The organism is Rhodanobacter sp. UC4452_H20 (assembly GCF_052978205.1).
On sequence record NZ_CM129662.1, the window covers coordinates 1,008,173 to 1,024,511 of the forward strand.

General features: G+C 68.3%; 13 protein-coding genes and 4 tRNA genes. 8 read left to right on the forward strand and 9 right to left on the reverse strand.

From position 1 onward, the window contains the following. The first annotated feature begins 2 nt into the window (after positions 1-2). The 3 genes from ACVCMC_RS04905 (at position 3) to ACVCMC_RS04915 (ending at position 462) form a co-directional block, all read left to right on the forward strand. Positions 3-78 (forward strand) — tRNA-Gly (locus ACVCMC_RS04905). A gap of 142 nt (positions 79-220) precedes the next feature. Next, a tRNA-Gly gene (locus tag ACVCMC_RS04910) sits at positions 221-296 on the forward strand. A 92-nt stretch (positions 297-388) separates the two neighbouring features. Continuing rightward, positions 389-462, forward strand: a tRNA-Cys gene (locus tag ACVCMC_RS04915). A 72-nt stretch (positions 463-534) separates the two neighbouring features. Here ACVCMC_RS04915 and ACVCMC_RS04920 read toward each other — a convergent pair. The 5 genes from ACVCMC_RS04920 to ACVCMC_RS04940 all read right to left on the reverse strand — a co-directional run bounded on the left by ACVCMC_RS04920 (position 535) and on the right by ACVCMC_RS04940 (position 4,568). Further along, positions 535-621: transfer RNA gene (locus ACVCMC_RS04920), tRNA-Leu, on the reverse strand. Between the two features lie 58 nt (positions 622-679). Continuing rightward, on the reverse strand, positions 680-1,912 hold the full coding sequence (locus ACVCMC_RS04925) for a TraB/GumN family protein (RefSeq protein ID WP_395118546.1): 1,233 nt from the start codon (positions 1,910-1,912) through the stop codon (positions 680-682). A gap of 134 nt (positions 1,913-2,046) precedes the next feature. After that, entirely contained in the window at positions 2,047-2,937 is an 891-nt protein-coding gene (locus ACVCMC_RS04930) for a carbon-nitrogen hydrolase (RefSeq protein WP_447098864.1), read from the reverse strand. Between the two features lie 120 nt (positions 2,938-3,057). Further along, complete coding sequence (locus ACVCMC_RS04935) at positions 3,058-4,107, reverse strand: agmatine deiminase family protein (protein ID WP_447098865.1); 1,050 nt, start codon at positions 4,105-4,107, stop codon at positions 3,058-3,060. A 95-nt stretch (positions 4,108-4,202) separates the two neighbouring features. Beyond that, positions 4,203-4,568, reverse strand: a complete 366-nt coding sequence (locus ACVCMC_RS04940; RefSeq protein ID WP_447098866.1) for a hypothetical protein — start codon at positions 4,566-4,568, stop codon at positions 4,203-4,205. A gap of 203 nt (positions 4,569-4,771) precedes the next feature. Here ACVCMC_RS04940 and ACVCMC_RS04945 point away from each other — a divergent pair, with 203 nt between their 5' ends. The 4 genes from ACVCMC_RS04945 (at position 4,772) to ACVCMC_RS04960 (ending at position 9,788) form a co-directional block, all read left to right on the forward strand. Beyond that, positions 4,772-6,685, forward strand: a complete 1,914-nt coding sequence (locus ACVCMC_RS04945) for an ABC-F family ATP-binding cassette domain-containing protein (RefSeq protein ID WP_447098867.1) — start codon at positions 4,772-4,774, stop codon at positions 6,683-6,685. A gap of 4 nt (positions 6,686-6,689) precedes the next feature. Continuing rightward, positions 6,690-7,610: a phosphoglycerate mutase gene (locus tag ACVCMC_RS04950; protein ID WP_447098868.1), complete on the forward strand. Its 921-nt coding sequence runs from the start codon at positions 6,690-6,692 to the stop codon at positions 7,608-7,610. Then, positions 7,607-9,319, forward strand: coding sequence for a single-stranded-DNA-specific exonuclease RecJ (gene recJ, locus ACVCMC_RS04955; protein ID WP_447098869.1), 1,713 nt, complete (start codon positions 7,607-7,609; stop codon positions 9,317-9,319). The genes ACVCMC_RS04950 and recJ overlap by 4 nt, the downstream gene beginning before the upstream one ends. 103 nt (positions 9,320-9,422) lie before the next feature. Beyond that, the gene (locus ACVCMC_RS04960; RefSeq protein WP_447098870.1) at positions 9,423-9,788 is read left to right on the forward strand and encodes an STAS/SEC14 domain-containing protein; all 366 of its coding nucleotides are present in this window, start codon (positions 9,423-9,425) and stop codon (positions 9,786-9,788) included. Here the strand turns inward: ACVCMC_RS04960 and ACVCMC_RS04965 are convergent. The 4 genes from ACVCMC_RS04965 to ACVCMC_RS04980 are packed head-to-tail and all read right to left on the reverse strand — an operon-like array spanning position 9,775 to position 14,432. Further along, positions 9,775-12,279, reverse strand: coding sequence for a PEP/pyruvate-binding domain-containing protein (locus tag ACVCMC_RS04965; RefSeq protein WP_447098871.1), 2,505 nt, complete (start codon positions 12,277-12,279; stop codon positions 9,775-9,777). The genes ACVCMC_RS04960 and ACVCMC_RS04965 overlap by 14 nt on opposite strands. Next, positions 12,276-13,133 (reverse strand): phosphatase PAP2 family protein, encoded by an 858-nt coding sequence (locus ACVCMC_RS04970; protein ID WP_447098872.1) that lies wholly within the window; start codon positions 13,131-13,133, stop codon positions 12,276-12,278. The genes ACVCMC_RS04965 and ACVCMC_RS04970 overlap by 4 nt, the downstream gene beginning before the upstream one ends. Positions 13,134-13,135: 2 nt before the next feature. After that, positions 13,136-14,224 (reverse strand): 1-acyl-sn-glycerol-3-phosphate acyltransferase, encoded by a 1,089-nt coding sequence (locus tag ACVCMC_RS04975; protein ID WP_447098873.1) that lies wholly within the window; start codon positions 14,222-14,224, stop codon positions 13,136-13,138. Between the two features lie 10 nt (positions 14,225-14,234). Further along, entirely contained in the window at positions 14,235-14,432 is a 198-nt protein-coding gene (locus tag ACVCMC_RS04980; RefSeq protein ID WP_447098874.1) for a hypothetical protein, read from the reverse strand. A 188-nt stretch (positions 14,433-14,620) separates the two neighbouring features. On the opposite strand from ACVCMC_RS04980, the gene asnB reads away from it, so the two are divergent. Further along, positions 14,621-16,288, forward strand: coding sequence for an asparagine synthase B (gene asnB, locus ACVCMC_RS04985; RefSeq protein WP_447098875.1), 1,668 nt, complete (start codon positions 14,621-14,623; stop codon positions 16,286-16,288). Positions 16,289-16,339 lie beyond the last annotated feature (51 nt).

Consider the following 16,339-nt stretch of genomic DNA (forward strand, 5'->3'; position numbering starts at 1 on the left):
ATGCGGGAATAGCTCAGTTGGTAGAGCACGACCTTGCCAAGGTCGGGGTCGCGAGTTCGAGTCTCGTTTCCCGCTCCAGATTTCGCCCGTGGCGACGCAAGGCCCTGACTCGTTCAGGGCCTTGTCGTTTCCGGCCATCAGCCATGGCGCAGGGACGCACGCGGGAGGGCCGGGCGCTATTCACAAGCGATCTGGTTCTGCTATCATTTGCGGCTCCGATGCGGGAATAGCTCAGTTGGTAGAGCACGACCTTGCCAAGGTCGGGGTCGCGAGTTCGAGTCTCGTTTCCCGCTCCAGGATTTGCACGGAACCCCGGATCGCCGGGGTTTTGTTTTCCGGGGAATATGCGATCATCTCCGTGTCACGATGATCGCGTGCATCAAGCAACGGCCTGGTGGCAGAGTGGTCATGCAGCGGACTGCAAATCCGCGTACGCCGGTTCGATTCCGACCTAGGCCTCCATTGCATCGCGGCTGTCACGGCAGCCCGACAAAAAGCCCGCCATCGGCGGGCTTTTTGCTGTCTGGCGGTGGCTGGTGCCCGGGGCGGGGGTCGAACCCGCATGGCCTTGCGGCCGAGGGATTTTAAGTCCCTTGCGTATACCAGTTTCGCCACCCGGGCCGGAGTGTGCTCGCCGCGAAGGGCGCCGCGCGCAGCGGCGCGAATGCTAGCACGCGGGTCAGAACAGGCTCTTGACGATGTGGAAGCCGGCACTGTACTCGCCGATAAGCGTGCCCACGCTGACCAGGATGAAGTTGAGCAGGGTGCGCGCCACGCGGTTTTTCCACCAGCCGGTCCAGTGCACGATGTCTTCGCGCAGGCTGTCGAAATCCGCCACGCGTGGACGACGCACCCAGGCTTCGGCCATCGCGCTGATGCCGCCGGCGGGGATGCCGGGGCGGAACGGCTTGATCGGGGCGGCGACGAAAGCGGCGGCGACGCTCAATGGATGACTGCCGGCCGCCACCGCGCCCAGGGCAGCGAAGCCGCCGGTGAACAGTATCCACGCCATCAGCGCCTGCGTGCCCAGCGCCGCATTGCGGTGGAATGCCCAGGCGATGGCGGCGAACACCAGCAGCACCAGGCCGGCGGCGACCCATTTCGGCCAGCGTGCCTTGGGCGGGGTCTGCGCCAGTTCGGCAACGGTACGCGCCGGGTCTTCGTGCTGCTCGCGCAGCAGCGTGCACAGGCCCTTGAGATGGCCGGCGCCGATCACCACCAGCACGCGCCGGGGCTCGTCCGACGGCGTGTGCGCGGCTTCCTCGCGCAGTCGCGCCGCCATGTAGGCATCGCGTTCGCCGATCAGGCTTTCATACAGCGGCTTCGAGCCGCTGGCGAACTCGCTGAAGGCGCTTTCCAGCAGGTCGCTCTGCTTGAGCTTTTCCACTTCGTCTTCGGCGATGTCGTTGCGCTCGAAGATGCTGGCGGCGAGCCCGCCGAGCAGGCCGAATCGTTGCCAGAAACCCACGCTGCGCCAGGCGCGTTTCAGCGTGGTGCCGACTTCGCGGTCGATCAGCCACAGCGGCACGTCGTGCGCCTCGGCGCCGTCCATCGCTGCCTTCATCTCGGCGCCGGGCTGGATGCCCGACTGCTCGGCAAGGCGCTTCTGGAAGGTAGACAGCACCAGGCTGGCGACGACCATGCCGGCCTTGCCTTGGCGGATCACCTGGAACAGGTCCATCTGCTTGAACGCTTCCGGATCGCGCATGCCCTGCGCGCGGCTTTCGCACAGCTCCACCGCCACCGCGTCGAAATGCTCGCTGGCCAGCAGCGCCTCGACTGCTTCCTTGCTGCTGCGCGAGACGTGGGCGGTGCCCAGCACCACGTACTCGACGCCATCGCGCTGCACGCGCTCCAGCGGCTGTCCTTCGAGGGCTGCCGGCGGGGCGACTGCGGTTTCGGGAACACTCATGCGGACGGCACGCCAGTCAACGGGGAGAGAAGCCATGAATGGGGGTGACGCCCCTGTGGCACAAGCCAAAACTTGAAACTGCGGCCATGGCTGGCCGCTTTTTGATCTTCGCGATCAAGGATGATCGCAAAGGCTCAGTCACGGAAGCGCTTCAGCAGGTCGGCGTAGGCGTCGATGCGGCGGTCACGCAGGAACGGCCAGATCCGGCGCACGTTCTCGCTGCGGCCCAGGTCGACTTCCGCGAGCAGCAATTCGCGGGCATCGGTACCCGCCCGGGCCAGGAATTCGCCCTGGGGTCCGGCGACGAAGCTGGAACCCCAGAACTGGATACCCGAGGTCGCGTCGGCGGGATCGGTTTCGAAGCCGGTACGGTTGCAGGCGAGCAGGGGCAGGCCGTTGGCCACGGCGTGGCCGCGCTGCACGGTGATCCAGGCGTCGCGCTGGCGGTCCTTCTCGGCTTGCTCGTCAGTGGGATCCCAGCCGATGGCGGTCGGATAGAGCAGCAGCTCGGCCCCGGCCAGCGCCATCAGGCGCGCCGCCTCCGGATACCACTGGTCCCAGCACACCAGCACGCCGAGGCGGCCGACCGAGGTGTCGATCGGTTCGAAACCCAGGTCGCCGGGCGTGAAGTAGAATTTCTCGTAGAAGCCCGGATCGTCCGGAATGTGCATCTTGCGGTAGACGCCGGCGATCGCCGCCGAGCGGTCGAAGACGACGGCGGTGTTGTGATACAGCCCGGCGGCGCGGCGCTCGAACAGCGAGGCGACCACCACCAGCTTCAGTTCCGCAGCCAGCTTGCCGATGCGCTCGGTGCCGGGGCCGGGGATGCTCTCGGCCTGGTCGAACACCTCGACCGATTCGCGCTGGCAGAAGTAGGGGCCGTTGTGCAGCTCCTGCAGCAGCACCAGTTCGGCGCCGGCAGCGGCGGCTTCGCGCAGGCCGGTCTCGATCGCATCCAGGTTGGCGTCGCGGCTGCCGCGGTCGGTTTCCTGCAGCAGCGCGACCTTGAGGGTCTTGCGGGTCATGATGGTTCCTGCCGCCTGTGGCGTGACACGCTAGTGTAGCGAAGCGCGTCGTCGCGGTTGTGCGTGGGGCGGCAACGGCCGGCCTGCGCCGCGCTTTGCCCCCTGGGTCGAGGCAGCCGCTCAGATCATCCCGGCCGGCAGTTGCATGGTGATGCAGTGCAGGCTGCCGTTCTGCCAGATCAGCGGGCGGCAGGGAATCTGCACCACCTCGCGGCCGGGGTGTGCGGTGCCGATGATGCGCGCGGCTTCGTCGTCGGCTTTGTCGCCGTAGGCAGGCACCAGCACGGCACCGTTGACGATCAGGTAGTTCGCGTAGGAGGCGGCAAGCCGACGGCCCTCGTCCAGGATGGGCCGGGCCCAGGGCAACGGATACAGTTGGTACGGCCGGCCATCGGCGGTGCGCAGCGCGGCCAGCTCGGCAGCCATGCGCTGCAGCTCGTCGTGATGCGGGTCGACGGGATCGTCGCAGGCCTGGAACACGATGCGCTCGCCGGGGGCGAAGCGGGCGAGGGTGTCGATGTGGGCGTCGGTATCGTCGCCTTCGAGGTAGCCGTGATCCAGCCACAGCACGCGGTCGGCGTGCAGGCTGTCGCGCAGGATCGCGCTCATCTCCTCGCGCGACTGCTCGGGATGGCGCTGCACCAGGCAGCGCCAGGTGGTGAGGATGCTGCCGGCGCCGTCGCTCTCGATGCCGCCGCCTTCCAGCGCCCAGTCGATACGCTGGTGTGCGGCGTGACCGAACACGCCGGCGTCGACCAGGCCGGCGACCAGTGCGTCGTCCTGTTCGGCGCCGAACTTGCCGCCCCAGCCGGTGAAGCGGAAATCAGTGAGCTGGAAATATCGTCCAGAATCGGCGGTGTCGCCATGCTTCAGCGTGATCGGGCCGGAGTCGCGCAGCCAGGTGTCGTCGTAGGGCAGCTCGACGAAGCGGACCTTCGCGGGGTCCACGCCGGCGCCGTGCAGTTGCGACTGCACGTGCCCGCGCAGCGCGGCGTCCGCGACCACGACAATCAGCGACTGGAACCGCGTGATCGCGGCGGCCAGCGCCACGTAGGTGGATTCCACCGTGTCCAGGCGTTCGGCCCAGTCCGTGCCGGCATGCGGCCAGGCGATCAGTACCGCGGCCTGGGGTTCCCATTCCGCCGGCAGGCGCAGGGTGGAGTCGGTCATGGCGGGGTTCTCGTGCAGATGGGCCGCCTATTGTAAAGCGCAGGCAAACGCAGACGCGGCCCGCGTCGCCACGGGCCGCGTCTGGGTGAAAGGGATCAGTGGACCGCGGACGGGTCGGTGTTGTTGCCCGCGGGCGTGTTGAGCACCGAATGGATCACGTGGCTGTGCTCGAAGTACACGATGAAGTTGGAGTATTCCCAGCGGTTGATCTGCGGGTGCTTCGCCGTGTCCCCGCCGCGCGGCGACAACTTGCGCTGCGGCGCACCCCAGGTCTTCTCGACCTGGGCCATGCTCAGCCCGCGGCTGGGCAGGTTCATGCCTTTTTCCTGCTGCACGCGGTGGATCAGCAGGCTGTCGCCATGTTCGCGCGACTGCGCTGCACTGGCTGCCGACGGCACGGCCAGGCCGGCGGCAGCGGCCAGCAGGATGGCGATCGGCAAACGGCTCGTGAACTTGACCATGGCTCCCCTCTCCATACAAGGCTGTATGCGGCGTCGTTGTAGCAGACCGCGCCATGTTACGCCATGCCGCGCCGCTGCGATTGCGATGGATTGGGCATTCGCTGCGGCCGGCATCCTGATCGACAAGACAGCGGCAAGTGCGCCATCGCCGTTATCATGGGCGGCTGCAGTGCCCGCTTGCGCGGGCAGGACTCGCCCATTCCATGATTTCGTTTCGACATTTCGCCCTGCGCCGCGGCAGTCGTTTGCTGCTTTCCGACATCGACCTGGTGATCCAGAGCGGCTGGCGCCTTGGCGTGATCGGCCGCAACGGCTGCGGCAAATCCAGCCTGTTCGCCGCACTGCAGGGCAGGCTGGAGAGCGATGCGGGCGAGCTGGAGATGTCGGGCAAGCTGCGGCTGGCCTCGGTGGCGCAGGAGACGCCGGCGCTGCCGGACGCCGCGATCGACTACGTGTTGGCCGGTGACGAGGAACTGGCCGCCGCCATCAACGACGAAGCGGAAGCCGGCGATCGCGGTGACATGGAGGCGATGGCGAAGGCGCATCACCGCATCGAGGAACTGAACGGCTACGACGGCCGCGCCCGCGCCGGCCGCCTGCTGCATGGCCTGGGCTTTCCCCCGGAAACGCACGAGCGCGCGGTGCAGGAATTTTCCGGCGGCTGGCGCGGACGGCTGAACTTGGCGCGTGCGCTGATGTGCCCGTCCGACCTGCTGCTGCTGGACGAGCCGACCAACCACCTCGACCTCGACGCCGTGCTGTGGCTGGAAGAATGGCTGCGTCGCTACCAGGGCACCTTGCTGATCATCTCGCACGACCGCGAGTTCCTCGATGGCGTGATCACCCATACACTGCACCTCAACGACGGCAAGGCCAAGCTCTATACCGGCAATTACAGCGCGTTCGAGCGCCTGCGCGCCGAGCAGTTGCGCCAGCAGCAGATCTCGCACGAGCGCGAGCAGGCCGAGCGCGCGCACCTGCAGTCCTTCATCGACCGCTTCAAGGCCAAGGCGACCAAGGCCAAGCAGGCGCAGTCGCGGATGAAGCGGCTGGAGAAGCTGGCCGGCACCGAGGCAGTACGCGCCGAGCGCCCCTTCAGCTTCCAGTTTCCCGCGCCGGGGCGACTGCCCGATTCGATGCTGCAGCTGGAAGGCATCACCGCCGGCTACCTGGCCGATCCTTCCACGCACGCGGACGAAGTGGCGAACATCGTGCTCGCCGACGTGCGCTTCAGCATCGAGGCGGGCGAACGGATCGGCCTGCTCGGCCCGAACGGCGCCGGCAAATCCACCCTGGTGAAGACCCTGGTCGGCGAGCTGGAACCGTTCGGCGGCGAGCGCAAGGTGCACAAGGACTTGAAGATCGGCTACTTCGCCCAGCACACGGTGGAAAGCCTGCGCGAAGGGTCGAGCCCGCTCGACCATCTGCTGGACAAGGCGCCGGGCGTGGCCACCCAGGTGATGCGCGATTTTCTCGGCACCTGGAATTTCGCCGGCGACCGCGCGTTCGAGTCGGTCGACGGTTTCTCCGGCGGCGAGCGCGCACGCCTGGCGCTGGCGCTGATCGCGTGGGACAAGCCGAACCTGCTGCTGCTGGACGAACCGACCAACCACCTCGACCTGGACATGCGCGAGGCGCTGGCCGACGCGCTGGCCGATTTCGACGGCGCGCTGGTGCTGGTTTCTCACGACCGCCATCTGCTCGGCATGGTCTGCGACAGCTTCTGGCGCGTGGCCGACGGCGAGGTGGCGCCGTTCGACGGCGACCTGGACGACTACGCGCGCTGGTTGAAGACCCGCACTGCCGCGAACAAGAAGGCGGCCAAGCCGGTGGTGGCCAAGGTGGTGGAGGTTTCGCCGGAGGAGCACAGGCGCCAGACTGCCGCCCAGCGTGACGAGGAAAAAGCCGCGCGCCAGCGGGTGAAGAAGATCGAGACGCGCACCGCCAGCATCGATACCGAGCTGGCCGCGCTGGAGGCGCAACTGGCCGACCCGGCCACCTACAACGGCCCGACCAGCGAAATGATGCGCATCGGCCAGCGCCAGGCGCAGCTGCGCGGCGAGAAGGAATCGCTGGAAAACGAGTGGCTGGCGCTGGTCGAGCAACTGGAGGCCTGAAGAGATGTCCAAACCGGAGCCGTCGCTGCAACTGTGGCTGCCCTCGCTGGCGCACGTCGAGCCGACCCATCCGCTGCACGCGTGGCTCCCGCGCGCCGACCGCCTGGCGGATGGCGGCGTCGGTTATCTCGATGGCCTCGGCGGGCATTTCACCGGCGTCGAGGCGCACGTGCCCGCGGCGGCGATCACCCGCCAGTTTCTCGCCGGCGACGCGGGCGATGCGCTGTGGCTGTCGGCCGACCCGGCCTGGGTGCAGCCGGACATGAACGGGGTACGCCTGCTGGCCTGCGGTCGCATGGGCCTGGGCCTGGACGAGGCGCAGGCGCTGGCCGAAACGCTGCGGCCGGTGTTCGACGACGCCGGCATGCAACTGGAGATTTCCACCCCGGATCATTGGCATCTGCGCCTGCCGGCCGATACGCCGCTGCCCGGCCTGGCCGCGCCATCGCAGGCGCTGGGCGAGGACCTCGCGCAGCACCTGCCGCAGGGCGCGCACGGGCGCCGCTGGCGCGTGTTGCAAAACGACATCCAGGTGCTGCTGCACCAGCATCCGCTCAATGCGCAACGACGGATGCGCGGGCAATCGCTGGTCAACAGTCTGTGGCTGTGGGGCGGCGGACGCCTGCCCGCGCCGCCGACCAGTGCCCTGGCCGGCGTGGTCAGCGACGACCTGCTGCTGCGCGCACTGGCCGCGCGTGCCGGCATCGCGCATCCGTTGCGCACGGCCGATGCGGTCGCAGCCGCGGGTGCCGGCTGGCTGATCGACCTGCAGGATCTGCCGGCGCACGAGCTGGCCTCGCGCTGGTGGCCGCTGCTGCAGCCGCTGCTCGAACGCCAGCCCGTCACGCTGCATTTCGCCAGCGGCGAACGCTGGCTGCACAAACCCGCTCATCGCTGGCGCTTCTGGCGCGGGGCAGGGCGTTGAGCGTGCTGCAGCTGCGTCGGCGCGAAAGCCGGGGCACGCCGCATGGCTGGCCGGATGCGGTGCACCCGGTGCTGCAGCAGGTCTACGCCGCGCGCGGCGTGCTGGAACCCGGCCAGGTCGAGCACCGGCTGGCGCGGATGCTGTCGCCGCAACTGCTGGGCGGCATGGCGCAGGCGGTCGAACTGCTGGCCGAGGCGATCCGCGATGACTGGACCATCCTGATCGCCGGCGACTACGACTGCGACGGCGCGACCGGCACCGCCGTGGCCGTGCGCGGCCTGCGTCTGCTCGGTGCGCGGCGGCTGGATTACGCGATCCCGAACCGCTTCGTGCACGGTTACGGGCTGAGCGCGGCCTTCGTCGCCTCGATGCAGCCCACCCCGCAGCTGATCGTCACGGTCGACAACGGCGTGGCCAGCGTGGCCGGCGTGGCGGCGGCGCAGGCGCGCGGCATCAAGGTCATCGTCACCGACCATCACCTGCCCGGCGAGCGGTTGCCGGCGTGTGATGCGATGGTCAATCCGAATCTCGCCGGCGACGCGTTCCCCAGCAAGGCGCTGGCAGGTGTCGGGGTGATGTTCTACCTGCTGCTCGCCCTGCGTGCAAAGTTGCACGAGCAGGGCGCTTTCGGCGCGGCGAAACCCGACCTGTCGGTGCTGCTCGACCTGGTCGCCCTGGGTACGGTGGCCGATCTGGTGCCGCTGGATTTCAACAACCGCGTGCTGGTCGAGGCCGGCTTGCAGCGCATGCGCAGCGGCCGCGCCTGCGCCGGCATCGCCGCGCTGGTCGAAGCGGGCAGGCGCAGCCTGACCACGCTGTGCGCCAGCGATCTCGGCTTCGCAGTCGGGCCGCGGTTGAACGCGGCCGGGCGCCTGGAGGACATGCGCCTGGGCGTGGCCTGCCTGCTCACCGACGACGTGGCACAGGCGCGCCGTTACGCCGAGCAGCTCGACGCGATCAACCGCGAGCGGCGCGACCTGCAGGCCTCGATGGTGGCCGAGGCCGAGGTGATGGTGGCTGGCCTGGGGCCGCTCGATGCGATCGGCGTGGCATTGTTCGAGCCGTCGTGGCATGCCGGCGTGGTCGGCCTGGTCGCCTCGAAACTCAAGGAGCGGCTGCACCGCCCGGTGATCGCCTTCGCCCCGGCCAGCGAAGACGACACCGAAAACCTCCGTGGTTCCTGCCGTTCCATCCCGGGCTTCCACATCCGCGACGCGCTGGCCGTGATCGACGCCCGCCAGCCCGGCCTGATCGAACGCTTCGGCGGCCACGCAATGGCTGCCGGGCTGAGCCTGAAAGCCGCCGACTACCCGCGCTTCGCCGCCGCCTTCGACGCGGTCGCGCGCGAGTTGATCGAGCCCGAGCGGCTGCAGGCGGTGCTGTACACCGACGGCGAGTTGCCGCCCGGCGCCGCCACGCTGGCGCTGGCCCGCCAGTTGCGCGCCGCCGGCCCATGGGGCCAGGCGTTCCCCGAACCGCTGTTCGACAACCTGTTCGACTGCGCCGGCTGGAAGGTGATGGGTGAGACCCATCTGCGCCTGCAACTGCGCGACCCGCGCGATGGCGCCGTGCACGACGCGGTGATGTTCAATGCCTATGACGGCCAGCCACCGCCGCCTCGGCTGCGCACGGCCTACGAGCTGACCATCAACGACTGGCAGGGTCGCGAGACGCCGCGCCTGCTGCTGCGGCACATCGAGCCCGCCTGATCGGAAATGCAGGATTCTCGAAAGCCTGCTCCCATGCCTTCGACTTGCACGCTTTTCACGTGCCTGGACCCAAACTGGGGCACCCCATCCCAGGAGCACGCCCGTGATCGCACAGATCGAAGGATTGCCTGCCGGCACGCTGGGTTTTCGCGCGCACGGCCAGGTCACCGCGCAAGACTACGAGAACATCGTGGTGCCGGATGTCGAGGCGGCGTTCGCGCTCAATCGAAAGCTGCGCCTGCTCTACGTCACTGCCGACGACTTCACCGGCTTCGACCCCGGCGCCATGTGGAACGACGCAAAACTCGGCGCGCGGCACTTCAGCAGTTGGGACCGTGTGGCGCTGGTCACTGACGTGCCCTGGCTGCGCGGTACCGCCACGGCCTTCAGCTTCGCCATCCCCGCCCAGTTCCGCCTGTTCCGTGGTGCCGAGGTCGACGAAGCCACGCGCTGGATTACGGCGGACTGAGTACCTCGACGGTGCCGTGGCGGCCGTCGATGCGCACGCGCTGGCCATTGGCCAGCATGCGCATCACGTGGCGCACGCTCATCACGGCCGGCAGGCCCAGTTCGCGCGCGGTCACCGCGCCGTGCGACAGCGGGCCGCCGCTTTCGGTGATCACTCCGCGCGCCTGGTAGAACAGCGGCGTCCACGCCGGGTTGGTGGTGCGCGCCACCAGGATCGCGTCCTTGGGGAAGTGCGGGAAATCCTCCGGGCTGCGCACCACGAATACCTCGCCCTCGACGATGCCGGGGCTGCCGCCCAGGCCCTTGAGCACCTGGCTGCCGTCGACCTCGACCGGTTCCGCCTCGCCGAAGATCCAGTCCGGCGTGCGTGCGCAGGCCGCCAGGTAACCGGCCTTGTGGCGGGCGGCGGCTTCCGTGATCGGGGACAGTTCACCGCTGTGCAGCGCGCCGTCGAGCAGGGCCAGCGGCACGAAATAGACGTCCATCGGATCAGCCAGTACGCCGCGTTCGACCAGCTGTACGCCGATCGCTTTCAGGCCGCGGCGAAATGGCAGGTGTAGGCGGGTGGTCTGGTAATGCTCCAGGTCGTCCAGCGCGGTATACGTGCGGGCCAGCCGGATCACCTCGTGCACCAGGTAGCGCAGTTCCTCCGGCGCATGGCTGAGCACGTTGTGCTCCATCGCCGCCTGGGCGGCTTTCTGCGCCAGTTCGGCGGCGGCGCGGTCCTCGTCGGGACGATCGACCAGCATCTTCAGCTGGTCCAGCACGATCTGCGGTGCCTCGACCCAGGTCGGGTGGTAGGCGTCGAAATCCAGTTCGCGATGGCCGTGGCGGGCCAGGAAGCGCTGGAACTCGGCGTGGAAGGCGGGGTGCTGCACCAGTTCTTCCAGCAGTTCGACGCTGGGTTCGCTGCGCAGCCGGTCATGCAGGACGGCATCCATGCGAACCAGCCGCGACAGCGACCACAGCTCGGCATTGACCTGGCCGGTCTTGGTGTCGGTGACTGCCAGCAACTGGTCGAACACCTGCTGCGCCTGGTCGGCCGGCAGCGCCAGTCGCAGCATCTGCTGCAGGGCCACGTACAGCGTGCGCTGGGTCAGCGAGATGGCGATGTTCGGCAGGAAGTAGCTGGCGCCCAGCGCATTGATGCGCAGCACGTAGTCCCACAGTTCATTCAAAGGGCGGCCGTCCAGCGACTCGCGCATCAGGGCGCCGATGCCGAGCAGATAAGTGTCCAGGTCGCGCATCCAGCGCACCGGCAGCTCCTGCACCCAGGCAAACTGCGCGGCGATCTGCGGCAGCGCGGCGCGGATGCTTTCCACGTCCTTGAGCATCTTCGCCGGCGTGCGGCCGCTGTAGAGTTCGACCGCGTTCTGGTTGCCGTAGATGTAGTAGTCGCGCATCGCGAACCACTTGTCGCCGAACGGCGGCAGGCCCATCAGCTTGAAACTGTGGTTGAGCGAGGCATGGAAGCCGGCTTCGCACAGATCCCAGGTCAGCGGGGTGACCGGGTTGGGAAAGCGCTCGGCCGATTCGTCGCGGGTCCAGCGCGCCGGGATGCGCGTCACCGCACGCGACTGCAGCAGGTACAGCGTGCCGTCCTGCCACGCCCACTCGATGTCCTGCGGGAAACCGAAGTGCTGCTCGGCGGCCAGCGCCAGCTGCGCCACGGCGCGGCGTTGCGCTTCGGCGAGGGCAGGGGCATGCGCCTGTTCGGCGGACAACGTCGAGTGGCGAGTACCGCCGGCGGCATCGGTCACCAGCGCCTGCGGCTTCTCGGCGATCACCGCGTCGACCTCGCTCATGTCGCTGCGCCTGAGCCGGTACTCGTCGACCGGCTCCTCGCCACCGACCACGGTTTCGCCGAGGCCGAACGCGGCGTTGATCAACACCTGGTCCAGCGCCCCACGCACCGGGTCGATCGAGAACGCCACGCCGGCGGCCTCATGCTCGCCCACCTGCACCATCTTCTGCACCACCACGGCCATCGCCGCGTCCAGGTGGTTCAGCCCCATCCGCTCGCGATACGGCAGCACGTGGGCATTCCACAGCGAGGCGTAGCAGCGGCGGATCGCGTCGAGCACGGCATCGACGCCGCGGATGCCCAGCAAGGTATCGTGCTGGCCGGCGAACGCAGCGCCGGGCAGGTCTTCCAGCGTGCCGGAGGAACGCACCGCCACCGGCGCATCGGCCAGATCGAGTGTTTCCAGTTTCGCGGCGAGCTCGTCGCGCAGTGACGACGGCAACGGCTGCGCGAGCAGCAGGGCCTGGATGCGCTCGCTGCGGGCGGCGTGGTCGAGTGTGGCGTCTTCCAGCACGTGGCGGATCGCCTCATGCAAGGGCGCCACGAACTCGCGATAAACCTCGCTGCCGACCACGATGCCCGGCGGCACCGGCAGGTGCTGCGCGGCGCGCGCCAGGTTGGCGCCCTTGCCGCCGCTGACGGCATGCTCGGCGGCCTGCGGATCGGTGAAGACGAGGAGTTGGGTCATGCGAGGGTTTCCTTGCGGTAACGCTGAATGAAGGCGAGCACCGCGGCGGCGAGGGCGATCCCGCACAGCACGTCGATGCCGTAGTGATAGCGCAGGTACAACGTGGCCACCACCAGCGCCAGGATGATCGGCGCCAGCAGGGCGGCGATGCGCCGATACCTGCCCAGCGCGAAGAAGCCCAGCACATACACGCCGATGCCGCTGTGCAGGCTGGGGAACACGTCCATGCCGGTGATCCCGGCCTTGACCACGCCGGCCAGCAATGCCGTCATCGCGCCGCCGTGCACGGGATACGGAAACACCTCGGGAAACGCCATGTACGGTCCACCGGCCGGCACCAGCAGGTAGCCGGCAAAGCCGACCAGGTACATCAGGGTCAGGCCGAGGAAGAACGCCTTCGCCTCGGGGCTGCTGCGCTGCACGCTGAACACGATCGCCGGCAGTAGCACCACGAAATAGAACAGGAAGTAGCCGCTGCTGAGCAGCTCCGACAGCCACGGCCGTTCCCAGCCCAGCAGGTGCTCCGGCAGGCTGCGGCCACCCCACAGATCACGATCCAGCGCGAGCAGCGTCGCGTCGGCGGTGTGCTGGATGAATACCTCGCGGATCGCCTTGAACAGCGGAAAGATCAGCCAGCAGGCGACGAACTGCAGCGTGCCTTTCCAGCTGGCCCAGCCACTGCCCGGTGCAGCCAAGGTAGCGACCAGCAACAGCAGCCAGGCGATACCGCCAAGCAGGCTGGCGGCGTGCAGGTCGCCGTCATCCAGCCGCCAGGCACCGATGCTGCCGAGCACCAGGATCAGCAACAGCTCGGCGGCGAAGGCATGGCCGATCCAGCGCGCGATGCGTGGCATGTTCACGGATTCCCCCGATGCATTACGCGCGGCCAGCGCCACCAGCCGAGTGCGGCCAGCGGCCACAGCACCAGCAGCGGCCATGGCCAGAACCAGGTCATCAACAGCAGACAGGGCAGCCAGACCATCGCCACCAGCAGCCCGCCCACGATGCGGAAAAAGCTCACCGTATTGCGTGCATCCGCCTTGCCACCGGCGACCCGGCCGGCCAGCAGCACCGGCGCCGCCAGCAGCATGAACGCCGCCACCACGAGCCAGTCCAATGGCCATGGACGAGCGCGTGGTGGTGGCGGCGGTGGCGCCTGTGGGCGTTGCTGTGCGCCGATGAACGCCAGCGCGTAGGACTCGCCCGCCGCGGCCCGCACCGTCGCCCAGGCTTCCGTCGTCGCAAAGACCTCCGGGGTCGGACAGTTCACCGAGACCGCGTCGAGCGCGGTCGCGATCGCCTGATGGATGCGTCGTTCCCAGTCGCGATCGGATTCATCGGCATCGCGTGCGGGCAAGTTCACCGGCACTCCGACCAGCGCCTCGACGCGCGAACGGAAGCGGTCCGGCGCCTGGTAGTGCAAACCCAGCGGCAGCACCTCCAGCGACAATCCCTCGTCCAGCAAGGTGCGCGCGATGCGCGCTGCGCCGCGCTGGTAAGGCAGCGGCTGCCAGCCCCATTCGCTGCTGCCTTCGGGAAAGATCACCAGGTCGCCGCCCGCACGCAGTTGGGCGCAGCCGGCGTCGACGGGATGAGCGAACGCGGCGCGCCGCTTGGCGTAGCGCTCGCGATCCTTGTCGCGCACCACCGCGATGCCGTCGAACATCCAGCGCAGCAGCGGATGCCGCAGCAACTGGATCGAGACCAGCCCTTGCGCGCCGGGAAACACCCGCAGCACGGTGTAGCCGTCGATCGCCCCGTTGCGATGACTGCTGACGATCAGCCGACCGCCGCGTCGCGGCACGGGTTGCCGATGGGCACCGAAGATGCGGATGCGGCCGAAATAGAAACCGCGCAGCAACCAGGCCAGCAGCGGAATCCACCAGCGCAATGGCCGCCCTCCCGCGGGCATCGGTGCCGGGTCGGTGCGGGAGCGGGCAGACATCCGTGTTGCGTCATGGCTCATTGGCGGCAATGTAGCGGCAAGCGGCGGCTGGCGTCACTGCTGTGCCAGCACTTGCCAAGCGTCGGATGATCTGTTCAAGTTGATCCATGCATTCCTTCGCCACCAGCGGCTTGAACTCCACTGCGCCTTCCGCGCGCAGCTTCGTGCTGGCCGGCAATACCAATAATCGCGCGAACAACAACGCCAACCGTTGGCGGGCCCTCGCGTAGCTGCAAGTTTCATCGAATACGCGAAAGAGGTCCGCCCAGTGCGGGCCTCTTTCGTTTTGTGGTGTTTGATTTTTGCGCGGGTCCGCCCACGCAGGGCAAACCCGGTCTCCATGGCCGATTTTTCAGAAGAGCGGTATCCACAGACAGCAACGAGGAAACTTCCACCATGTGCTCGATATTCGGAATGTTCGACCTGCAGCCGGGCGACGACCTGACCGCGTTGCGCCGGCAGGCGCTGGAGTTGTCGCAGCGCCAGCGCCATCGCGGGCCGGACTGGAGCGGGGTGTTCGTCGACGCCGGGGTGATCCTGGTGCACGAGCGGCTGGCCATCGTCGACCCGGCCAGCGGCGCGCAGCCGCTGCGTTCGCGCGACGGCGCGCTGGCGCTGGCGGTGAACGGCGAGATCTACAACCACCGCGAATTGCGTGCGGCCAGCAGCTACGAATTCACCACCGCTTCGGACTGCGAGGTGATCAACGCGCTGTATCGCGAGCACGGCAGCGACTTCGTGGGCAGGCTCAACGGCATCTTCGCGTTCGCGTTGTGGGACGGCGAGGCGCAGCGCTACCTGATCGCGCGCGACCCGATCGGCGTCTGCCCGCTGTACTGGGGCCACGACGCGCAAGGCCGCCTGTGCGTGGCCTCGGAGATGAAGGCGCTGGTCGGCGTGTGTGCCGACGTGGCGCCGTTCCCGCCGGGTCATGTCTACGACAGCGCCAGCGGCGAACTGCGCAGCTACTACGCCAGGCCATGGCGCGACTATGCCGCCACGCGCGGCCATGACGTGGCTGCTCCGGCCTTGCGCAAGGCGTTTGAGCAGGCCGTGCATCGCCAGCTGATGACCGACGTGCCGTATGGGGTGCTGCTTTCCGGTGGGCTGGATTCGTCGCTGGTCGCCGCCTGCGCCGCGCAGTTCGCGCGCGAGCGGGTCGAGGACGACGACCGCAGCGAGGCCTGGTGGCCGCGCCTGCATTCGTTCGCGATCGGGCTGGACGGCTCGCCCGACCTGGCTGCGGCGCAGGTCGCCGCCGACGCGCTGGGCACCGTGCATCACGGCTTCATCTACACCTTCTGGGAAGGCCTTGACGCGCTGCCCGAAGTGATTCGCCATATCGAGACCTACGACGTCACCACCATCCGCGCCGCCACGCCGATGTACCTGCTGGCGCGGCGGATCAAGGCGATGGGCGTGAAGATGGTGCTGTCCGGCGAGGGTTCGGACGAGATCTTCGGCGGCTATCTGTACTTCCACAAGGCGCCCTCGGCCGAGGCGTTCCATGAGGAAACCGTGCGCAAGCTCGACGCGCTGCACAGCTACGACTGCCTGCGCGCGAACAAGGCGATGATGGCGTGGGGCGTGGAGGCGCGCGTGCCGTTCCTCGACCTGGAGTTCATCGACGTGGCGATGGGCCTGGATGCGAAGCACAAGATGGCAGGGCAGGGGCGCATCGAGAAGGCGGTACTGCGCGAAGCGTTCGACGGCGCGCTGCCGGATTCGATCCTGTGGCGACAGAAGGAGCAGTTCAGCGATGGCGTCGGCTATGGCTGGATCGACGGCTTGAAAGCGCACGCGGAGCAGGCGGTCAGCGACCGCGAGTTCGCCGCGGCCGCGGCGCGCTACCCGTTCAACACGCCGGCGACCAAGGAGGCGTATTTCTACCGACGCATCTTCGAGCAGCACTTTCCCGGCGAGGCCTGCGCCGCGACCGTGCCCGGCGGCAAGTCGATTGCCTGCTCCTCGCCCGCAGCGCTGGCGTGGGATCCGGCGTTCGCGAACGCGGCCGATCCGTCGGGGCGTGCCGTCAGAGGCGTACATGCCCAGGCGCTCGCCTGAATGCGGCCGGCTGCTTAGGGCGGGCACCGCCCGCCGGTTTCCGTCGCCATG

Excerpts from the sequence above, each read along its gene's own strand:
- ACVCMC_RS04925 (WP_395118546.1), bottom strand. The coding sequence starts at position 1,912 with ATGAGTGTTCCCGAAACCGCAGTCGCCCCGCCGGCAGCCCTCGAAGGA.
- ACVCMC_RS04970 (WP_447098872.1), bottom strand. The coding sequence starts at position 13,133 with ATGCCACGCATCGCGCGCTGGATCGGCCATGCCTTCGCCGCCGAGCTG.
- ACVCMC_RS04950 (WP_447098868.1), top strand. The coding sequence starts at position 6,690 with ATGTCCAAACCGGAGCCGTCGCTGCAACTGTGGCTGCCCTCGCTGGCG.
- ACVCMC_RS04965 (WP_447098871.1), bottom strand. The coding sequence starts at position 12,279 with ATGACCCAACTCCTCGTCTTCACCGATCCGCAGGCCGCCGAGCATGCC.
- ACVCMC_RS04935 (WP_447098865.1), bottom strand. The coding sequence starts at position 4,107 with ATGACCGACTCCACCCTGCGCCTGCCGGCGGAATGGGAACCCCAGGCC.
- ACVCMC_RS04975 (WP_447098873.1), bottom strand. The coding sequence starts at position 14,224 with ATGTCTGCCCGCTCCCGCACCGACCCGGCACCGATGCCCGCGGGAGGG.
- ACVCMC_RS04930 (WP_447098864.1), bottom strand. The coding sequence starts at position 2,937 with ATGACCCGCAAGACCCTCAAGGTCGCGCTGCTGCAGGAAACCGACCGC.
- ACVCMC_RS04945 (WP_447098867.1), top strand. The coding sequence starts at position 4,772 with ATGATTTCGTTTCGACATTTCGCCCTGCGCCGCGGCAGTCGTTTGCTG.
- ACVCMC_RS04940 (WP_447098866.1), bottom strand. The coding sequence starts at position 4,568 with ATGGTCAAGTTCACGAGCCGTTTGCCGATCGCCATCCTGCTGGCCGCT.
- asnB (WP_447098875.1), top strand. The coding sequence starts at position 14,621 with ATGTGCTCGATATTCGGAATGTTCGACCTGCAGCCGGGCGACGACCTG.